The sequence below is a fragment of the Paraburkholderia dipogonis genome, assembly GCF_042680985.1.
Classification (GTDB): domain Bacteria; phylum Pseudomonadota; class Gammaproteobacteria; order Burkholderiales; family Burkholderiaceae; genus Paraburkholderia; species Paraburkholderia phytofirmans.
In genome coordinates this window covers 99242-119354 of sequence record NZ_JBHUFR010000014.1, presented here as the reverse complement: position 1 = coordinate 119354, position 20113 = coordinate 99242, and the positions used below count along the sequence as shown (strand labels likewise).

The following is a 20113-nucleotide window of genomic DNA, read 5'->3' as shown; positions in this document are numbered from 1 at the left end:
GGATCAGGCAGACGGGTCAGAGTTCGATGCGCGTGCCGAGCAGCACGAGGAACTGACGCAGCCACTCGGGATGCGCGGGCCACGCAGGCGCGGTGACGAAATTGGCGTCGGTGATCGCGGCGTCGACGGGAATGTCGGCGTATTCGCCGCCCGCGAGCTTCACTTCGGGCGCGCAGGCCGGGTAGGCGGAAATGCGTTTGCCGCGGATCACGTCGGCGGCGGCCAGCAGTTGCGCGGCATGGCAAATGGCCGCGATCGGCTTGCCGGCTTCGGCGAATTGCCGTACGAGTTCGATCACCTTGTGATTGAGCCGCAGATACTCCGGCGCGCGGCCGCCGGCGATCGCGAGCGCGTCGTATTGGCGCGGGTCGGCGTCGTCGAAGGTGGCGTTGAGCGTGAATTGATGGCCGGGCTTTTCGGTGTAAGTCTGATCGCCTTCGAAATCGTGAATCGCGGTCTTGATCCGGTCGCCCGCCTTCTTGTTCGGGCACACCGCGTCGACCACATGGCCGACTGCCTGCAGCGCCTGAAACGGTACCATCGTTTCGTAATCCTCGGCGAAGTCACCGGTCAGAAACAGAATCTTCTTTGCCGCCATCGTATGCCTCCAATTGATCAACGGAACACAGCGAATGCTCTTTGACGCTCACGTCATCGACGTTCATAAGCTCAGGCAGTCTACTCCACAACGTTTGACAGAACCGCGACGGATCATGCAATGGACACGATTGAATGCGTGCCTCGTCGCCGTGGAACTCAGTGCCGGTAAAAGGCCGAGGGCATGCCGCAGTCGAGAGCGAGCGGGCTTCCTGATGCCCGTTAAGACGCGCGCGCAACGCAACGGCGTATCATTGGCGCGTTTTCGCATGCGGAAGCCGCTCGACGCGGCTCATACACCATCATGATTTCATCCATCCGTTCATCCTTGCTGCGCCGTGCCGCGTTCGTTGCCGTCGTGTTCGGCGGCCTCGCCGCCTGTCAGAAGAACGACGCGTCCGCCGGGCAGGTTGCCGGCAAGCTCAACGACGCAGCCCAGGTCGCCGGTCAGAAGCTCGATCAGGCGGCCAGCTATGTCGGCCAACAGGTCGATGCGACCAAGTCCGCCGCGCAGCAGAACCTCGACTCGGCCTCGGCGCCCACGATCAATATCGATCCCAACGCGTTGGCTTCGACCGCGCAAGCGAATCTGCAGAGCGCGGCGAGCGCCACCAATGCGCAGCTCGGCAAGGCCGCGGCGCTGACCGGGCAGGGGCTCGACTCGGCGGGGCGCAAGCTCCAGGAATGGTCGGTGCAAAGCTCGGCGTCGTCGACGAATGCCGCGGCTTCGTCGTCATCGGGCGAGTCGGGCGATGCGCAAAAGCAGATGGACAAGTGACATGCCGGCTGGATCGCCACATCGTTTGACAGCCGGATTAAATGTAATTACTATGGTTACACATTGTCGTCGCCGGGCGGGTTTGTTGTGAACACGAGTAGCCGGTTTGCATTCGCGGTGCATGTGCTCGCGCTGCTGTCGTTGCAGGAGGGCGCGCCGTTATCGTCGGACATGATCGCTGGCAGCGTGAATACGAATCCCGCGCTGATCCGGCGGCTTTTGAGCATGCTGGCGGAAGCGGGCCTCACTACCTCGCAGCTCGGCGCGGGCGGCGGCGCGCTGCTGGCGCGGGCGCCGGAGCAGATCACGCTGCTCGAGGTGTATCGTGCGGTAGACGACGCGCAATTGTTCGCGTTGCATCGCGAGGAGCCGAATCCGGCGTGCATGGTCGGGCGCAACATCCAGGGCGTACTGCGCGGCATCATCGACGAAGCGCAGCAAGCCATGGAAGCCGCGCTCGGCGCGCGCACGCTGGCCGATGCCACGGCCGACGTGGTGCGTGCTGAGAAGCAGCGCGAACGCAAGAAGCGCTCGCACGGGTGACGTAGCAAAAAAGCAGTACGGAAGGGCGCGTGGCGGTCGATCGCAACACGCGCCTCTTAACGAACGGGGGCTCAAGCCCCTCTTTTTTCCTCGCCATATGTAATCAATATAGTTACATATAGCGAGTGACAGGAGCAGTGAAAATGAGCAAACAGTTAAAGATCGCGTTGTTCGGCGCCACCGGCATGATCGGTTCGCGTATCGCCGCCGAAGCCGCCCGCCGCGGCCACCAGGTAACGGCGCTGGCGCGCAATCCTGCGCGTGTGCCGATCGATGTGGCGAACCTGAAAGCGGCGCAAGCCGATCTGCTCGATGCCGCGAGCGTCGGCGCCGCGGTGCGCGGTCACGACGTGGTGGCGAGCGCCTATGCGCCGCCGCAAGACGATCTCGCGGCGCTCGACAAAGCGACTCACGCGCTTATCGAAGGCGTGCGCGCGGCGGGCCTGAAGCGCCTCGTCGTGGTGGGCGGCGCGGGTTCGCTCGAAGTGGCACCGGGCAAGCAACTGGTCGATTCGGAAGGCTTTCCCGACGCCTACAAGCCGATCGCGCTCGCGCATTGGAAGGTACTCGACGACTACCGCCGCGCTACCGACCTCGACTGGACCCTCTTCGCACCGGCCGCGCTCATCGCGCCGGGCGAGCGCACCGGTAAGTTCCGCACGGGCGCGAACACGCTGCTGATCGACACCGAAGGCAATAGCCGCATTTCCGCGGAAGATTACGCCATTGCTTTCGTCGATGAACTGGAGCAGGGCCGTTTCATCCGTCAGATCGCAACGGTCGCTTATTGAGGCTGAAACAAGGCTGAACGGGCCGTGCGCGGGAGCCGCGAACGCGACGTCAGGACTCGTGCGCGGTCCTCACAACGCTTAAGCGCACGCAAGCGTCCTAACATTCGGTTACGCAAGTCCGGTCGCTCCCGATAAAACTACGGATACACTGGCGTCTCCCGTTTTCTTACGGATTGCCATGCAGTCATGCCCGTCGCGGCGTGAGTCCGAGGCTGCGCCGTCCAACGGCGGGCAGCCGGCGACCCACGCCGCCTTTCGTTTTTCTCCTGACAGTAGCGCATGCGGCGCTCGCCACGGCGCGCGCTCGCCGCTCGCCGCGCGGTTCGCCGCATGGGTGGCCGCGGTTTTCGTCGCGCTGATCCTGTGCGTGGGCTTATTGCCCGCGAACGCGCGTGCCGCCGGCGCCGCCACCAGCACGCCCGTCATCCCGGCCTTGCAGAGCTTGATCAACAGCGCGACGGTCTCGGCGACGCCCGCGTCCTCCGCTTCAGGCGCTTCGGCGGCGGAGGCAGCGTCCGCGCCGTCGCCGGCGAGTCAGGCGGAATTGGCGCACTCCCTCGACAGCGTGATCTCCACGCTCGACAACGACCGCCAGCGCAGCGCGCTCGTCGCCCAGCTCAAAAAGTTGCGCGACGTCTCGAAAAACGTCGAGCCACCGGCGCCCGCGCAACCGAGCCCCGGCCTGCTTGGCGCGATCGCGTCGGGCATCGCGTCGTTCGAATCCGACGTGCATCAGGGCCGCACGCCGGTCCGCTATTGGGGCGGCCGCTTCAACGCGGCCGGCAACGAGCTCTACACGATCATTTCGGGGCAGGGGCACGAGAGCTTCGGCCGCATTCTGTTTTCCATGGCGGCAATGCTGGCCGGCTGGGGCGCGTGTGCCGGCGCGCTGATCTATGTGCAGCACCGCCTGTACCGGCGCTTCGGCATCGTCATGGGACTGCAGCCGAATCCCACCACGCGCGAACTGCTGATCTTCGCGCTGCGCCGCGTCGGACCGTGGATCATCGCATTCGTGGCCGCGTTGCTGTTCGTACGCGCCATGCCCGACGCGCTCGGCCGTACGCTCGGCATGGTGGTCGCGTATGCGATCGTCGCGGGCGCGGTGTTTTCGGCGATCTGTCTGATCATGTTTTCGCTGTTCGGCTCGGGGCACCGGCGGATCGCGGTGCGCTTGCTGATCGATCATGCGCGGCGCGTGCTCTTCGTGGTCGGCGTGTGTGGCGCGCTCGGCGACGCCGCCGTCAATTACGACGTCGCGCATCAACTCGGCTCGAACCTCGCCGCGCTGATTTCGACGGCGGCCAATATGACTGCTGCTGTGCTTACCGGCTATTTCGCGCTCGCGTTTCGCCGGCCGGTCGCGCATCTGATCCGCAATCGCCCTTACGAGCAGCGCACCAATCACAAGGCCGCCACCGACGCCTTCGACGTGCTCGCCGCGCTGTGGCACGTGCCCGTGCTGGTGCTGGCCACCGCCTCGGTGGTCGCCACGCTCGGCGGTTCGGGTTCCAGCGAAAACGTGCTGCAGATTTCAGTGGTAACCGCGGCCTTGCTGGTGCTGGCGTTTTTCCTGTCGGCCGTGGTGTTGCGTCTGACGCGTCCGCGCAGCGCGCGCGCGCGTCGCCGCTCGCCGTATCTGACGCGCTTGCTGCGCTTTTTCGGCACGCTGCTGACGCTCTTCATCTGGCTGTTCTTCTTCGAACTCGCGGCACGTTTGTGGGGCGTTTCGCTCGCCGCGGTGGTCGAGGAAAACGTCGCCGCACGCGGTATCGCGCACGCGGTGACGGCGATCGTCGCCACCGTCTTCATTGCCTGGCTGCTGTGGATTCTGGTCGACACCGCGATCACCGAGGCGCTAAATCCCGCCGGCCCGCGCAACAAGGCGCGCGCGCCGAGCATGCGCGCCCGCACGATGCTGCCGCTGGTGCGCAACGTGCTGCTGGTCTCGATCATGACGATCGCCGGCATCGTCACGGCGGCGAATCTCGGCATCAATGTCACGCCGCTGCTGGCGGGCGCCGGCGTGATCGGCCTTGCGATCGGCTTCGGCGCACAGTCGCTCGTGACCGACCTGATCACGGGGCTGTTCATCATCATCGAAGATACGATTTCGGTGGGCGACTGGATCGACGTGGACGGCGGCCATGCCGGCACGGTCGAGCATCTGTCGATCCGTACCGTGCGGCTGCGCGACGGTCAGGGCGCGATTCACGCGATCCCGTTTTCGCAGATCAAGATCGTCAAGAATCTGTCGCGCGACTTCGCGTATGCGGTGTTCGAAGTGCGGATGTCGTTCACAACCGACGTCGATCAGATCACGCAACTGATTCGCGAAGTCGGCGCCGATCTGATGGCCGACTTCCGTTACCGGCGCGAGATGCTTGGACCGATCGAGGTGTGGGGGCTGGACCGTTTCGACCCGAACTGGATGGTGGTGAAAGGGCAGATCAAGACGCGGCCGTTGCAGCAATGGAGCGTGGCGCGCGCCTTCAATCTGCGTCTGAAGCGCAAGATGGACGAAGCGGGCATCGAAATTCCGGTGCCGCAGATGCGCGTGTACACGTCGTCGAAAGATAGCGAAGGCCAGCCTTTGCAGGACGACGAAGTGTCGGGATTCGCTCTCCATCCGCATGAGCATTCGCATGAGCAGGTCGGAGCGGCATCAGCGGCGCGGGCGGTGCATGCGCCGCTCGCCGTGGCGCGCGATGTATCGCATGAACCGCGTCCGGCGCCGCCGCCGACCGGGCAAACCGCGCCGATTCCGCCGCAGATTCCGACGGCAGGCGAAGCGGGCGGGAAGAGTTGATGGCTGCCGGGAGCGGCAAGTTGCTCTTTCGCGGCCGCGTCGTGTGCATGCGAGCGCGTCGAGGGCACACGCTACATCTGGATGTCCGGCTTGCTACGAGGCCCCGCGGCTCACGCTATACGTGAATTTCAGCGGGAGCGCCGGGCGCCCGCTACGCGTGTCGTTTCAGGCCAGCGCCGGCACATTCGCCGTACGGACGATGTCGTTGACGTGCGTCGCGATCTGCGCGCCCGCGACGCCATAAATATGCAGCGAAACGGCCGCTGCCTCGCTGCGATTACCCAACTGATGAATCCCGCCGCGGCCACCGCGCACAAACGACACTGCGCCCGGCTTGCGCGCCTGCGTACGCGTGGCGCTCGCGCAATGCTGCGCGCCGTTCCATTCGAAAACCGTTTCGCTCAGCGTGCCATCCACCACCGCGTAGCCGCACCACGTGTGATGCGCATGGACGGGGCTCGCCTGTTGCGGCAGCCACACCAGCGCGGCGATCGCATAGCGGCCGTGCGGATCGGCAGCCAGCAGATGACGCCGGTACTTCTCGACCGAGCCCTCACGCTGCGCCGCCGTGAGCAAATCGGGGTTCGCGGCGGCATCGGCGAGCGCGATGCGCATGCTGCGCGCGAAGAACGTCGAAGCCGACGGTTCGGGGAAATGGGCGCAGGCGTCGAACATCACATCCAGGGCATCGCAGAGGCGCGCGAGCGGCGCGCTGCGCATGGCGCGCAATGACACGTCCACCTGTTCGCGCGAGCCCGCCTGAGCCGTTTTGACGGGTTGCAAGTGTTGGGCGGGAAGGCGTTCGAGGGATGCGAAGCGGAGGTCTTGGCTCATGTTGATCAGGCAGCGGCTGGGCTGCTCATCGGTTATTTTCGGATAGGGATATTTATACCGGTTTGCCTGGAGAAAGAGTTTCCATATAATTCCCCCTGGAATCCGAAAAGTAGAATAATTTCCTATGGGGGTGTCATGATGGGAATGGATATCATCGACCGGAAGCTGTTGGAGCTGCTGCAGGAAGACGCGACCATGCCGATCGCCGAACTGGCGCAACGCGTGAATCTGTCGCAAACGCCTTGCTGGAAGCGGCTGCAGCGGCTGAAAGAGGCGGGCGTGATTCGCGCGCAGGTCGCCCTTTGCGACGCGCGCAAACTCGGCGTGGGGACGACGGTGTTCGTCGCGGTACGGACCAACCAGCACACGGAGGAGTGGGCGCGAACCTTTACGCATGCGGTGCAGGAGATCCCGGAAGTGGTGGAGGTCTACCGGATGAGCGGCGAGACGGATTACCTGCTGCGCGTGGTGGTATCCGATATCGACGACTACGACCGTGTCTACAAGCACCTGATCGCCGCGGTGCCGCTGTACGACGTGAGTTCGAGTTTTGCGATGGAGCAGATCAAGTATTCGACGGCTCTGCCGGTGCGGCCCGCCGTGGTGAGGTAGATCGAAGGCAGCGGGTGCGTCGTTTGCTGCTGTTCAGACACCGCACCGTACGGCGCGCCTGGCAACGGTTGAAGCGTCCCGGCAAACTCGCAAGTCCACGTCACTGCGCACGCCCATTGCAAGCCGTGTGCAAGCTCAGTGGGCGTAGAATGCCGCCTTCCCAGACACCATCCGCGACTGCCTCGCGAACCGAGCCCGCCTCATGAACAAACCGCCGCGCAAGAAGAATCCGACCTTTGGCATTGCTGTCTTCATCGTGGTCGCGGTGTTGCTGGTGATCGCCACGCTCTTCTATAACGCCATCAAGGAAAAGCACGATTTCGACGCCCAGAATGCAGCGGCGCCGTCGATTTCCTCGGATGCGGCCGCAGCGGCCACTGCCGCCAAACCGGCAAGCGGCGCGGCCCAATAGGGCGACGCGCACACATTCGCGCGCCATTTCACTCGTCCGGCAGACGAATTACGCTCGCATCCTTGCGAATCTGCGCCGCCGCCGACAGCATCTGCTTGCACTGATGCGCGAGCAATTTCATGTCATGCACGGCGTCCGCCGAATAGTCCGGCGACTTCTCCGTTTCCACCACCATCGCATCGAGTTCGCGGCCGAGCAGCTTGATCTGCTCGCTTTGATCGGCGGCCGGCGCGGTGCCGGTTTCAGCCTCGGTGAGATTGTCGCGCACGACGCTCAGCGCGCGTTGCAGCGGCTGTAGCGAGACGCCGTCGACCTGCTGTTGCGCCGAAGTGCGCAACAGCGGCGCGGCCGCGGTGATCTGCGAGGCGAGCACGTGGCTGCGCACCAGCAGCCCATTGAGCTCCGGCACGAACTTCTGCGCGGACTTCGGTTCGAGCATCATGCGCTGAAATGCCTGGCCCAGATTGGCGAACGCCACGTGAACGTTCTTGCGGGCGAGCCGGTAGCGGTAGTCGCGATCGAGCGCGGTCGCCGCCGCTGCGGCGGCCGCGGAGGCGCCTGAGACGGGCTTCGCGGTCGGATTGCTGACGGTGGTCGTGCCCGCGCCGGCGCCGGGGTCGGCAACCGGTTTTGTCGTCGCGTCGGCGGACGCGGTAGCCGCCGCATTAGCGACAGCGTTTGCGCCAGCGTTCGCGCCGCCGTGACCGCTTGCAACGCTGTCGCTGCCACCGCGCGCCCCACCACCAGCCGCCAACACCGGCTTGCCAAAGTCGATCGCCGGATCGGCCATCGCCGCCGCCGGCGCACGCGCCCCGGCCTCGGTCACGGTCGCCACCACCGCGGCGGCCGGCTTGCCGCTCCACCACCAGCTTGCTTCCAGATACTGGCGCGTCGCGTTGATCATGTTGTTGACGAGCTTGCCCATCAAACGATATTCCCAGTACGGGAACAGGTGGCTCGCCGCGATCGCGATCGCGCAGCCCACCACGGTGTCGATCGCGCGTTCGCCGATGATGCGCATGCTGCCCGGCGCCAGCAGATGGAACATGAGCAGCACATACGACGAGGTGAACACCACGCTCGCCGTGTAATTGAACAGCAGCAGGCTGTAGCTCATGACCATCGACGCGAACATCACCACCAGCAGGATGTGCGGCTCCTTGACGAAGATCATCAGCGCGATGCTCGCCGCGCAGCCGATCAGCGTGCCGACGATCCGCTGCCCGTTGCGCTGTTTGGTCAGCGAATAGCCGGGCTTCAGAATGATGACCGTGGTCATCACGATCCAGTAGGCGTTGGTGAGCGGCAGCAGGCGGCCGAGCCAGAAGCCCACGGCGACGGCGATCGTCACGCGCAACGCGTGACGGAAGCTCGGCGAAGCCATAGTCAGGTTCGAGAAGATCTGCCCGAACGGCACGCGCCGGCTCGATACGAAACGCGTGAGCGCCTGGTCGAGCCGCAGTTCGGTCTCGCTCGTGCTGGGCTCGCTCGAAAGACTTTTACGCATCTTGTCGATCAGTCGCGTGGCGCTCCAGACGCGCCGGAAAGTCGACGAGATCGCCGAATAAGCCTCGTGGTTTTTTGCCGGCAGATCCTGCTTGCGCATCAGCTCGATTTCGAACTCGATGGCGCGCAACTCCGCCTTCACGTTGACGCGCCCACGCGGCGCATGGTTCTGCAGCACCGCGAGGCCGATCTCTTCCAGATCGGCAGCCGCCTTGCGAATCAGATCGCGGTAGAACACCAGCAGATCGGAGCCGCCGAACGTGGTGCGCACCAGCGGATAATCGGTATGCGCACCCACGAACAGTTCGTGCAGATCGACCGTATTGATGAAGAGATTGAACAGCATGGCTCGGCGCGGTTCGAGCTTGCCGCTCTTGAACCTCGGCAGATTGCGCAGCACGATATCGCGCGCGGCCTCCTGGCGATCCACTGCGATGATCTGCTTGTCGACCAGGTTGCGATAACACTCGTCGAGATCGTTATCGAGGTCGTAGAACTCGGCGCGCGCCAGCAGATAGTCGGCGCACGCGAACACGCTTTCGGCCAGCGCCTGCTGTTCGATGCGATGCATCATCCAGCGGCTCACGAAGGTCGACCAGTAGGTGTACCAGAGGCCGCCCACCAGAATCCACGACGCATTGACGAGCGCCTGCATGGGCGTGAAGTGCTCTTCCAGCGTCATGATCATCATGAACAGCGTGGCGAAGCTGATCTGCGGCCAGCGGTTGCCGTACACGACGATCAGGGACAGCAGGAAGGTGAGCGGCACGACCGTGCACCACAGCGCCACCGCGTTCACCGTGGCGAGCCCGGTGGCGAGCGCGGACAGGAACCCGATCACCGTGCATGCCAGCATCTCGTTGTGCTTGTACTTGAGCGGGCCCGGCATATCCACCACGCACGCACCGAGCGCGCCGGTCGCGATTGTGAAGCCGAGCTCGCGGTTGTGAAACACGATCAGGCACAGTACCGCTGGTAACGACACGCCAACTGCGATGCGCAGGCCGCCATAAAAATACTGGCTGTAGAGGAATTTTTTTATTTCAACCGAATAGCGCATCGACTGCCTGGATTCCATTCACTGAGAAAACCGCGGTTGATGGGACAGACCCCGGGCAGACTCCGGGACAGACCCGGGGCAGCCCCGAACTGCCGTCGAGTCTAACTGATTTCATGGCTGATCTGACCTCGTCCGTTTGGCCAGGTTCTGCCCTGGGGATGCGTTTGTTATGCTGTCGCTTCAATGTCTGTCGCGGCTCGTGGCGTTCCGCCCGTGCCGCCCGCAAGCCTCGGGATCCATGCTCCAGCTCTTCTACTCGAATCGCTACGAAACCCTTGTCGGCGCGCTGCTCGACGACCTGGCACAAGCGCCGTCCGATCCCTGGACCGCGCAGCCCGTGATCGTCCCGAGCGCGGCGGTGCGGCGCCGGCTCGAACTGGATATCGCCGCGCGCCAGGGCATCTGCGCAAATGTCAACTTTGGTTATCTCGCGCAATGGCTATGGGCGCAGATCGGCGGCGTGATCGAGGTGCCGAAGCATTCGCCGTTCGCGCCGGACCGGCTCGTGTGGCGCTGCTACCGGCTGCTAAGCGACGCTGACGAGGCGCTGCCCTGGAATGCGTCGCCGCGTTTGCGCACGTATCTCGATGCGGCGGACGCGTCGATGCGCTACGAACTCGCGCGGCGCATAGCCACCGTGCTCGACCACTATCTGACCTATCGCCCGGAATGGCTGTTGCAATGGCAGACCGGTGGCTCGATCTTCGCGAGCGGCGCGGCTGACGACACCGGGCCGCGCCTCGTCGGCGCGGGCGAAGCGGCGCGCGAGGACGAGCGCTGGCAAGCGGCGTTGTGGCGCGCGGTGCTCACGGAACTGTCGGGCGACGCGCGAACGCCCGCCGCCGCCTTGCCGCCCGCGTATCGTTTTCTCGACGAAATCGGCACGCTCGATCTCGAGGCGATCTCGAACGCGCAGTGGCCCGAAGCGGTCAGCGTGTTCGCGCTGCCGACCATGCCGCCGTTGCATGTGGCGTTGCTGCGCGCGCTTTCGCGTTGGGTCGACGTGCGGCTGTACGTAATGAATCCGTGCCGCGAGTTCTGGTTCGACGTGGTCAGCGCGGGGCGCGTCGAAGCGCTCGACGCCGCCGGCCAGCTCGACTATCAGGAAGTCGGCCATCCACTGCTCGCCGAGTGGGGCCGCCAGACTCAGGCGCAGTTGCACATGCTGCACGAGTTGACCGAGAGCGCTGCTTCGGGCGAGGTCGGCGATTTCACTGAGAATCCGGAGCCGAGTTGGCTTGCCGCCGTGCAGAACGGCATCCTCAATTTGCAGGACGAAACTGAGGCTGACGAATTGCCGATCGAGAGCGGCATCGAAGTGCACGTCTGCCACAGCCTGTCGCGCCAGCTCGAAGTGCTGCACGATCGTCTGCTCGGCTGGTTCGACGAGTTCGACGACCTGCAGCCGTCCGACGTGCTGGTCGCCGTGTCCGACCTCGCGGCGGCTGGTCCTTTGATCGATGCCGTGTTCGGCACCACGCCGCCCGGCGACACGCGCCGCATTCCGTATCGGATCACCGGCTTGCCGCCGTCGCAGGCCAATCCGGTTGCGCGTTTGCTGCTCGATTGGCTGGCCTTGCCCGAGCGCAGCGTGGGTGCGCCGGATCTGATCGAATGGCTGCGCGTCGACGCGATTGCTGTGCGTTACGGCATCGACGCCAGCTCGCTCGAAGCCGCGCAGGAATGGCTGGCGGCGGCCGGCGCGCGTCGCGGGCTCGCGCCGGTCGAGCCGAGCGGCGAACACGTGCCGATCGCCCGTCACACGTTCGCGGATGCGCTCACGCGTCTTTATCTCGGCTACGCCATGCCGGACGGCGGCGAACCGGTCGATGCGTGGTTGCCAGTCGAAGGCGCCGACGGCTCGGATGCGGAACTGCTCGGCCGCCTGTCGCGTTTCGTCGACGACATCGACAGCTTTGCGACGAATTGCGCGATCGAGCGCACGCCCGCCGAATGGACGCAACTGCTGCTCGAAACGCTGGCGCAGTGTTTCGACGGCGGCGTCGAGTTCGCCGATTCGCTCGCCGCCGTGCGCGATGCGATCGACAAAATGGGCGACGCGATGCAGGCAGGCGCGCAAGAAGTCGCGATGCCCGCCGCAGTGGTGCGCGGCGCACTTACTGAGGCGCTAGACGACCCGGCGCGCGGCGGCGTGCCTTGGGGCAGCGTGACGTTTTCCTCGTTGACGAGCTTGCGCGGCTTGCCATATCGCGTCGTCTGCCTGCTCGGCATGGACGACGGCGTGTTGCCGAGTCTCGCGCGCGCCGACGAGTTCGACCTGATGGCCGCGTTCGGCAAAGCCGGCGACCGTCAGCGGCGCGACGACGAGCGCAATCTGTTCCTCGACTTGCTGCTCGCCGCGCGCGATCGTCTCTTCATCGCTTATACGGGCCGCAGCATTCGCGACAACGCGCCGTTGCCGCCGGCTGCGCTCGTCGACGAATTGCTCGACTATCTCGCGCAGGCGTCGGCGGGCGAGGGCGCGAGTCCCGCGGAAGTCGAGCACGCGCGGCATGCGTTCATTGTCGATCATCCGTTGCAGGCGTTCGCGTCGGACTATTTCTCGTCGCAATCCGGGCTGTTCAGCTACGACGCGGACCGCGCCGAGCTGGCCACGTTGCTGGCCGCGCCTACGCACGCCGCCGCGGCGCCGTTCTTCGACCGGCCGTTGCCCCCGGAAGAACCGGCGCCGATTGCTTTCGACGAATTCGTGCGGTTCTGGCGTCATCCGGCGCGGGCGCTGTTGCGCGACCGTCTGGGCATCGTGTTGTCGGAAGCACAAGGCGAATTGCTCGACACCGAGCCGTTCGACCTGGACTACGCGGGGCGCGACGCATTGGCGGACCGTCTACTGCCCGTGCTGCTCGACGTCGATACGGACGACGACGTCGTGTTCGAGCGCGTGCGCCGCGTGGCCGCAGCGAGCCCGGAATTGCCGGGCGGCGCGACCGGCGCGGTGTGGCGCGCGCGTGAGCTAGGCGCGTTGCGTCAGCTCGCCGACAGCGTGCGCCGCGAGGTGGCTTCAGGTGTCGAGCGCTTGCCGTTCGTGCTCGACATCGCGCCGCGCTGGCCCGAGAGCGAGGAGCTTGCCGGCGCGCTGTTTGGTCCGCATGACGCGCTGCTCCGGCAAGCCGCCGAAACGCCGCTGCAACTGCACGGCAGTCTGAACCTGCTCACCGAAACAGGACAAGTGATTTTCCGCTACGCCAAACCTACCGCACGCGACTACCTGTCGGCATGGCTCGCGCATCTGGTCTATTGCGCCGCGCGGCCGGACGGTCCGCGCCGCACTGTATGGCATGGCAGCGGCGAGAGCTTCGAACTCGCGCCGGTCGCCGCGCCGCTCGACGAACTGGCGCCGCTCGCCGCGTTGTTCAAGGCAGGGCGCATGCTGCCGCTGCGCTTCTTTCCAAAAAGCGCGTGGACCAAAGTCAGCGAAAGCGATTCCGCTGCGCAGGGCGTGTGGATCAACGACCGCGTGCGCGGCGAGTCCGACGACCCCGCCCTGCGCATCGCATTGCGCGGCACGCCGCTCACGCTCGACGAGCCGTTCGGCAGTCTCGCCGCGATCGTGTTCAAGCCGCTCTTGCAACATCTGCGGAGCGCATCATGAGCGGCGCCATGAAGCATCACGCGCTGGTCGCCGAAGAGCTCGACGTCTTCGCCTGTTCGCTCGACGGCGTGAATCAGATCGAGGCGTCGGCGGGCACCGGCAAGACCTGGAATATCTGCGCGCTGTACGTACGGCTGCTGCTGGAAAAGAACCTGAACGCCGATCAGATTCTCGTCGTCACCTTCACGAAGGCGGCGACCGCGGAGTTGCACGAGCGCATTCGCGGCCGTCTCGCGGAACTGGATCGCGCGATCTATATGGATGACGACGGCGGCGATCCGTTCATCCGCCGTCTCTTTGAAACGACGCTGGCGCCGGAGCGGGGCATCGCGCGCGAAGACGCCTTGAAAGTCGTGCGGCGCGCGCTGCGTACCTTCGACCAGGCGGCGATCCACACCATCCACGCATTCTGTCAGCGTGCGTTGCAGGAAGCGCCGTTCGCCGCGGCCATGCCGTTCGCCTTCGAAATGGAAGCCGACGATGCGGCCTTGCGCTTCGAAATGGCGGCCGACTTCTGGCGTGAGCAGGTGGAACCGGTGGCGCATGCGCACCCTGCGTTCGCCGCGTGGCTGGTGGCCAAACGTGCCGGTCCCGCTTCACTCGACGAGCAACTCGCGCGTCGTCTGAAAAAGCCGCTGGCGCAGTTGCGCTGGGGCAGGGTCGACGCAAGCGGCACTGGCGCCGATCAGCAAGCCGGCTTCGACGCCGCGTGCGATCTCTGGCATGCGGAGCGCGATTCGATCGTCCGTTTGTTGGCCGAGGCGCAAGACCGTCTGAGCAAGACGTCTCACAAGCCCGACCATGTGACCGCCGCGATCGCCGCATGGACCGAGTACTTCGCGCAGGGCGATTGTCATGCGCCGCCGCCGAAGGCCGCGTTGAAGCTCACGGCTTCGGCGTTGAAGAAGGCCACTAAGGTCAAGTTCGAGCCGCCCGAACATGCGTTCTTCGAGCATGCCGAAGCGCTGGCGGCAGCCGTGGTCGCAGCGGAAGCCGCGCAACGCGCGCGCTGGCTCTCGCTTGTCCAAACCTGGCTCGACTACGCGCCCGCCGAACTGGTAGCGCGCAAACGCACGCGCCGCGTGGTGTCGTTCGACGATCTGCTGTCCAACCTGTATCGCGCGCTCGCGGCGCATCCCTGGCTTGCCGATGCGTTGCGCACGCGTTATCCCGCCGCGTTGATCGACGAGTTCCAGGACACCGATCCGCTGCAGTTCGCGATCTTCAGCCGCATCTTCGCGCCGGCTGGCCCGCTGTTTCTGGTCGGCGATCCGAAGCAGGCGATCTACAGTTTTCGCGCGGCGGATCTGCATACCTATCTGGCGGCGCGTGAGGCGGCATCGGCGTGCTACACGCTGGCCGTCAATCAGCGCTCGACCGCACCCATCGTCGAGGCGTGCAATCGGCTTTTCGAAGCGAATCCACAGGCATTCGTGCTGGAAGGTCTCGACTATCAGCCGGTGCGCGCGGGCGAACGGCGCAGGCCGCCATTCTCCGATCCGGACGCGAGCGCCGGCGACTTCCGTATCTGGACCTTGCCGCAAGGCGACGCCGCGCTGACCAAACGCGAGGCCCAGCGGGAAGCGAGCGAGGCGTGTGCCGCCGAGATCGTGCGTCTGCTGCGCGGCGCGCGAGAAGGCGCGGTGACGATCGGCGATGAACCGCTCGCGCCGGGCAACATCGCGGTGCTGGTGCAAACGCATAAGCAGGGCAGTCTGATCAAACGCGTGCTGGCCGCCTGGGGTGTCGGCAGCGTGGAGCTGGCGCAGGCGTCCGTGTTCGCGACGCTCGACGCCGAGCAGATCGAGCGCGTGCTGGCCGCCGTCGATACACCCGGCGATCTGCGCCGTCTGCGCGCGGCGCTCGCCACCGATTGGCTGGGCCTCGACGCCGCCGCGTTGTGGCGTCTCGAGCAGGTCGCCGACGCACCATCGGTTGCCGACGATCCCGCGCACGCCGCCGACGCGATGGGCTGGGTCGAGCGTTTCTCGCGCTATCGCACGCTGTGGCACGAGCGCGGCTTCGCGGTGATGTGGCGCACGCTGATACGTGAGCTGCGTGTCGCGCAACGGCTGGTTGCCGCAGCGGATGGCGAACGTCGTCTGACTAACGTGAATCACCTGGCCGAACTCGTGCAGGCGCGCGCCGCCACGCAGCCCGGCATCGCGCCGACCTTGCGCTGGCTCGCCGCGCAACGCACACAGGGCGGTGGCGAAGATGCGCAGTTGCGGCTCGAGTCGGACCGCAACCTCGTGCAGATCGTCACGGTCCACAAATCGAAAGGGCTCGAATACGCGGTGGTGTTCTGTCCGTTCCTGAACGACGGCGGGTTGCGCGAGCCGCCGTCGTCCGGTTTGCCGGATGCGCGCGAGTATCACGACGAAACCGGTGACGCGGTGCTGCACTACGGTTGCGACGACGAAGAAGCCGAGCACGCGTCGCGCTACGCAGTGCGCGAACAGGCGGCGGAACGCGCGCGGCTCGTCTACGTGGCGTTGACGCGCGCGGTGTACCGCTGCTATCTGGTGGCCGGTACGTATCAGTCCTCGCGCTCCACGAAAGAGTCGCGCCGCAGCGTGTTGAACTGGCTGGTGGCCGGCGAGGGCCAAGATTTCGGCGACTGGCTTGCCGAGCCGCCCGACGAAGCCGCCTTGTCGGCGCGGTGGCAGGCGCTGGCGGGCGGCCCGGTCACGCTCGCCGCTATGCCGAAGCCGGAGCGCCGCGTGCCGTTCGAAAGCCTTCAGGATCGCAGCGCGCGGCTGCAGGCGCGGGCCAATCGCAGGCCGCTGCGCGACCAGTGGCGCATGGCGAGTTTCAGCGGCCTGATCGCCGCCGGCAGTAAGAGCGAAGAGACGCAGGCGCCGGTGGAAGAAGTGCGACCCGATCACGACGAGATTGCCGATGCGCTTGTCGTCACGCCCACATTTGTGCCGCAGGCGCCGCCCTACGCCGAGGACGACATTCTCGCGTTTCCGCGCGGCGCCGCTGCGGGCGATTGTCTGCATCGCATGTTCGAACTCGCTGATTTTTCGGAGCCGCATACATGGACCGACGCCATTCGCGGCGCGTTGCGCGAGCGTCCGGCGCCGGCTGTGCCTGAACTCGCCGCACGGCTGCCCGCGATGATGCACAACCTGCTCAGAGACGTGGTCACCTCCGAACTGCAGCCCGGCATGACGCTCGCCGAGCTGAACCCGCGCCGGCGCCTGAACGAACTCGAGTTTCTGTTCGCCGCACCATCGCTGGATTTCCCTGCGTTGCGCGAACTGTTGATCGAGCATGGCTATCCCGACGTCGCACTGGAACCCGGCGCGCTGCATGGGTTCGTCAAAGGATTTATCGACATGATCGTCGAGTACGACGGACGTTTCTGGATCGTCGACTGGAAGTCGAACCATCTGGGCGACACCGCTGCCGACTACGCCGCCGCACCGCTCGAAGCGGCCATGGCGAGTCACGCGTATCACCTGCAGGCGCTGCTTTATACGGTCGCGCTGCATCGTTATCTGAAAACGCGGGTGCGCGATTACTCGTACGACACGCACGTTGGCGGTTATCTGTATCTGTTCGTGCGCGGCGTGCGTCCGCATTGGCGCGACGCCGACGGACCGGCGGGCGTGCACATGCGGCGGCCCGCATTCGAACTGGTTGCGTTGCTCGATGCGGCCATGATCGGGGGTGTTGCATGAGCACGTTCGAACAGAGCGCATCGGCGCCGCCTGAGCTCGACGACATCGGCGTAAGTCTGCCCGCGCCGGCGGATTTCAGTATCGCGCTCGCCGAAGGTTTTGCGCGCCGCATCGATGCGCTGGCGCGGCGCGGCGGCGCGTCGGCCGAGGCGGTCAAGTGGGCGGCGCGCAGCGCGTTCGCCGCGAGCCGCGCGACGGCCGAAGGCCACGTGTGCGTGCCGCTTGCATTGCTGGCGCGACGCTTCGAGGCGTCGAGCGCCGAAGTGCGCGCCGCACTGTTCGCGAGCGGCATGGCGAGCGATGGTTTGCAACGCTCGGCGGCGTTGCGGCCGCTGGTGGTCGATGGGCAAGGGCGGCTGTATCTGGCTCGCTATTACGACTACGAGAGGCGGCTTGCGCGCGCGTTGGTGGCGCATGCGCGCGCGGGTGAGGGTGTCGAGCGATTGGCCGATGTTCAGACGCTCCACGAGCGCCTCCTGCGCTACTTCGGTCCGCCGAAGGACAACGAAGTCGACTGGCAACGCGTCGCGGCGGTCATGGCGCTGTCCGGGCAACTCACCATCGTCAGCGGTGGACCGGGCACCGGCAAGACCACTACCGTGGTCGGCGTGCTTGCCTGCCTGCTCGATGCACGAGCGGATCTGCGCATTGCACTCGCTGCCCCCACCGGCAAAGCCGCGCAGCGCATGCAGGAGGCCTTGCTCGCGCGTGCAGGCGATTTGCCGCCCGAACTCGCCGCGCGTTTGCCGCAGACGTCGTACACCTTGCACCGTTTGCTCGGCTCCGGGCCGGGAGGACGCTTCCGGCATCATCGGGACAATCCACTGCCTTACGACGTGGTCGTGATCGACGAGGCGTCGATGATCGACGTCGCCATGGCCGCGCATCTGCTTGATGCCATCGCACCGCAGACTCGTCTCGTGATGCTCGGCGACAAGGACCAGCTCGCCGCCGTCGAGGCCGGCGCGGTGTTCGCCGAACTCAGCGCGCGGCCGGCTTTTACGCAAGGTGGTTTGCAGCGGATCGCCGATGCGCTCGGCATCGACGAAACGCAACTCACGCAGGCGTTGCCCGGCGCGTCGCGGGGCGTGGGCGAGGAGCCTGCGGATTTTTTCGCTCAGCCTGATGTGCCTGACGACGACCTGTTTGCACATGCGGACTCATCTGGTGCTTTCGACGAACTACCCGTCGGTGACCTTTTCGAAAGCACCGCGCCGCCACCTTCGCACATAGCCACGTCGTCGCCCATGCGGAACCCGCTCGCCGATTGTGTCGTCTGGCTCGAGCGCAACTATCGGTTTGGCCTGGAGTCGCCCATCGGCCGTTTGTCGCTCGCGATTCGCAACGGCTCGGCGAGCGCCGCGCTCGACGTCCTGCGCACCGATCCCACGGAAACATGCGCTGCGGCGCTTTACGAAGATACGCACGCGACGCTTGCCGAGCGCACCGTCGCACGGCTCGCCGCAGGTTTCGCACCGTATGCCGGCGCGCTTGCCACAGCGCTAGCAGCCGAAACACCCGACCCGTTGCCATTGTTCGACGCGTTGAACCGTTTTCGCATTTTGTGCGCGACCCGTTCCGGACCGCGCGGCGTCGATCAGGTGAATGCGGCGATGGCGGCGCAGGTGCGGCGCGCGGCGGGTGTGACGCTGGCAGTTGGTGCGCAGTGGTTCGCTGGGCGTCCTGTGATGGTGACGCGCAACGATTACGCGCTCGGTCTTTTCAACGGCGACATCGGTATTGCGCTGCCGGGCGCGAACGGCGCGTTGCGCGTGTATTTCCGGACCGGCGATGGCGGATTGCGGGCGGTATCGCCGGCGGCGTTGCCGCCGCACGACACTGCGTTCGCGCTCACGGTTCACAAATCGCAGGGCTCGGAGTTCGAGCACGCGGTGCTGATGCTGCCATCGGTATTCAGCCGGGTGTTGTCCCGCGAACTGGTGTACACGGCGATCACTCGCGCGCGTGAACGGGTCGAAGTGATCGGCGCGCGCGCCGTGCTGGCGCAGGCCATTGCGACGCCGACGCAGCGCGACTCGGGGTTAGCCGCGCGGATAGCGGAAGTGTGGCGCCGCATTGAATAGCGCCCATTTCGCGCCAAACCTGCTCAACCGGTCGCGCCGCCCGACTGCACGCCCATCTCGACGCGGCCACGCATGGTTTTCCGATACCAGAACGTCCACAACGTGAGGGCGCCATAAATGCCGTAGCCGATAAACGGCGAGACGACCAGGAAGCGCTCGACCGGCCACGTGAGCGCCATCCACGCACGCAGCGCCGTCTCGCCGGTCAGGCCGACGCCCCACACCAGCGTCATCAACCGCATCGCGCTGACGAGAGCCGGCCGCTCTTGCCACAGAGCCTCGAAGCGTGCCGCGCCGCCTTCCATTTCGCGCGCGACGGTGGCGCGCGCGAGGTAGAAGATCAGCGGGCGGCGCATTGGCAGCGAGAGCAGAAACACCACGCCGATCGCGCCGGATATCAGCGACTCGCGCAACAGCAGCATGCGCGGACTGCCGCCGAGCGCCATCGCGGCGACCGAGAGTACGATGCCGGCCACCACCAGCACGCTGAGCGCGTCGACGCGCCGGAAACGCACGAGTTCGATCAGACTCCAGACGATCGGCGGCACGGCGGACGCGATCAACGCGCCGGTCTCGCCCAGATGCGGCAGCGCAAGCCGGTAGGCGAGCCACGGCAAGAGAAAGTTGACGGCCAATTCCAGCACAAACCCTGGACGGAGCTTCATGTGAATTTACGCTGTAAGCGAAAAACGCAGTATCGATGAACTGGGCGCGTCGACGCAAATAGTTTTTCGCATCGCCAGACGCGCTCGATAGTCCGTAGTCGGTGATCGGTCGCGCGCTGT

13 protein-coding genes are annotated in these 20113 nt (G+C 65.7%); 9 read left to right on the top strand and 4 right to left on the bottom strand.

Going from position 1 to position 20113, the window contains the following annotated elements; genetic code table 11:
- Positions 1-16: 16 nt before the first annotated feature.
- On the bottom strand, positions 17-598 hold the full coding sequence (locus ACFSNN_RS19950) for a DJ-1/PfpI family protein (protein ID WP_132374971.1): 582 nt from the start codon (positions 596-598) through the stop codon (positions 17-19).
- Positions 599-901: 303 nt separating this feature from the next.
- On the opposite strand from ACFSNN_RS19950, the gene ACFSNN_RS19945 reads away from it, so the two are divergent.
- The 4 genes from ACFSNN_RS19945 to ACFSNN_RS19930 all read left to right on the top strand — a co-directional run bounded on the left by ACFSNN_RS19945 (position 902) and on the right by ACFSNN_RS19930 (position 5518).
- Positions 902-1375 (top strand): hypothetical protein, encoded by a 474-nt coding sequence (locus ACFSNN_RS19945; protein ID WP_134456404.1) that lies wholly within the window; start codon positions 902-904, stop codon positions 1373-1375.
- Positions 1376-1462: 87 nt separating this feature from the next.
- Entirely contained in the window at positions 1463-1918 is a 456-nt protein-coding gene (locus ACFSNN_RS19940) for an Rrf2 family transcriptional regulator (RefSeq protein ID WP_134456403.1), read from the top strand.
- Positions 1919-2061: 143 nt separating this feature from the next.
- Positions 2062-2709: an NAD(P)-dependent oxidoreductase gene (locus ACFSNN_RS19935; protein ID WP_134456402.1), complete on the top strand. Its 648-nt coding sequence runs from the start codon at positions 2062-2064 to the stop codon at positions 2707-2709.
- A gap of 178 nt (positions 2710-2887) precedes the next feature.
- Positions 2888-5518, top strand: coding sequence for a mechanosensitive ion channel domain-containing protein (locus ACFSNN_RS19930; RefSeq protein WP_377690500.1), 2631 nt, complete (start codon positions 2888-2890; stop codon positions 5516-5518).
- 165 nt (positions 5519-5683) lie between these two features.
- Here the strand turns inward: ACFSNN_RS19930 and ACFSNN_RS19925 are convergent, their stop codons facing one another.
- The gene (locus ACFSNN_RS19925) at positions 5684-6352 is read right to left on the bottom strand and encodes a cysteine dioxygenase family protein (RefSeq protein ID WP_166799230.1); all 669 of its coding nucleotides are present in this window, start codon (positions 6350-6352) and stop codon (positions 5684-5686) included.
- 138 nt (positions 6353-6490) lie between these two features.
- On the opposite strand from ACFSNN_RS19925, the gene ACFSNN_RS19920 reads away from it, so the two are divergent.
- Together ACFSNN_RS19920 and ACFSNN_RS19915 are read left to right on the top strand one after the other, a co-directional pair.
- The gene (locus ACFSNN_RS19920; protein WP_134458902.1) at positions 6491-6964 is read left to right on the top strand and encodes an Lrp/AsnC family transcriptional regulator; all 474 of its coding nucleotides are present in this window, start codon (positions 6491-6493) and stop codon (positions 6962-6964) included.
- Positions 6965-7166: 202 nt separating this feature from the next.
- Positions 7167-7376, top strand: a complete 210-nt coding sequence (locus tag ACFSNN_RS19915; protein WP_012432634.1) for a hypothetical protein — start codon at positions 7167-7169, stop codon at positions 7374-7376.
- A 28-nt stretch (positions 7377-7404) separates the two neighbouring features.
- On the opposite strand, the gene ACFSNN_RS19910 is transcribed toward ACFSNN_RS19915, so the two are convergent.
- A complete protein-coding gene (locus tag ACFSNN_RS19910) occupies positions 7405-9942 on the bottom strand; it encodes an FUSC family protein (protein ID WP_134458900.1) in 2538 nt (845 codons plus the stop codon).
- A gap of 238 nt (positions 9943-10180) precedes the next feature.
- Between ACFSNN_RS19910 and recC the strand changes: the two genes are divergently transcribed.
- The 3 genes from recC to ACFSNN_RS19895 are packed head-to-tail and all read left to right on the top strand — an operon-like array spanning position 10181 to position 19328.
- Positions 10181-13555: an exodeoxyribonuclease V subunit gamma gene (gene recC, locus ACFSNN_RS19905; RefSeq protein ID WP_134458898.1), complete on the top strand. Its 3375-nt coding sequence runs from the start codon at positions 10181-10183 to the stop codon at positions 13553-13555.
- Positions 13552-17244, top strand: coding sequence for an exodeoxyribonuclease V subunit beta (gene recB, locus ACFSNN_RS19900; protein ID WP_134456401.1), 3693 nt, complete (start codon positions 13552-13554; stop codon positions 17242-17244). Before recC ends, recB begins: the two co-directional genes overlap by 4 nt.
- On the top strand, positions 17241-19328 hold the full coding sequence (locus tag ACFSNN_RS19895) for an AAA family ATPase (RefSeq protein ID WP_134456400.1): 2088 nt from the start codon (positions 17241-17243) through the stop codon (positions 19326-19328). Before recB ends, ACFSNN_RS19895 begins: the two co-directional genes overlap by 4 nt.
- A gap of 23 nt (positions 19329-19351) precedes the next feature.
- On the opposite strand, the gene ACFSNN_RS19890 is transcribed toward ACFSNN_RS19895, so the two are convergent.
- Positions 19352-19993, bottom strand: a complete 642-nt coding sequence (locus tag ACFSNN_RS19890) for a VC0807 family protein (protein ID WP_134456399.1) — start codon at positions 19991-19993, stop codon at positions 19352-19354.
- Positions 19994-20113 lie beyond the last annotated feature (120 nt).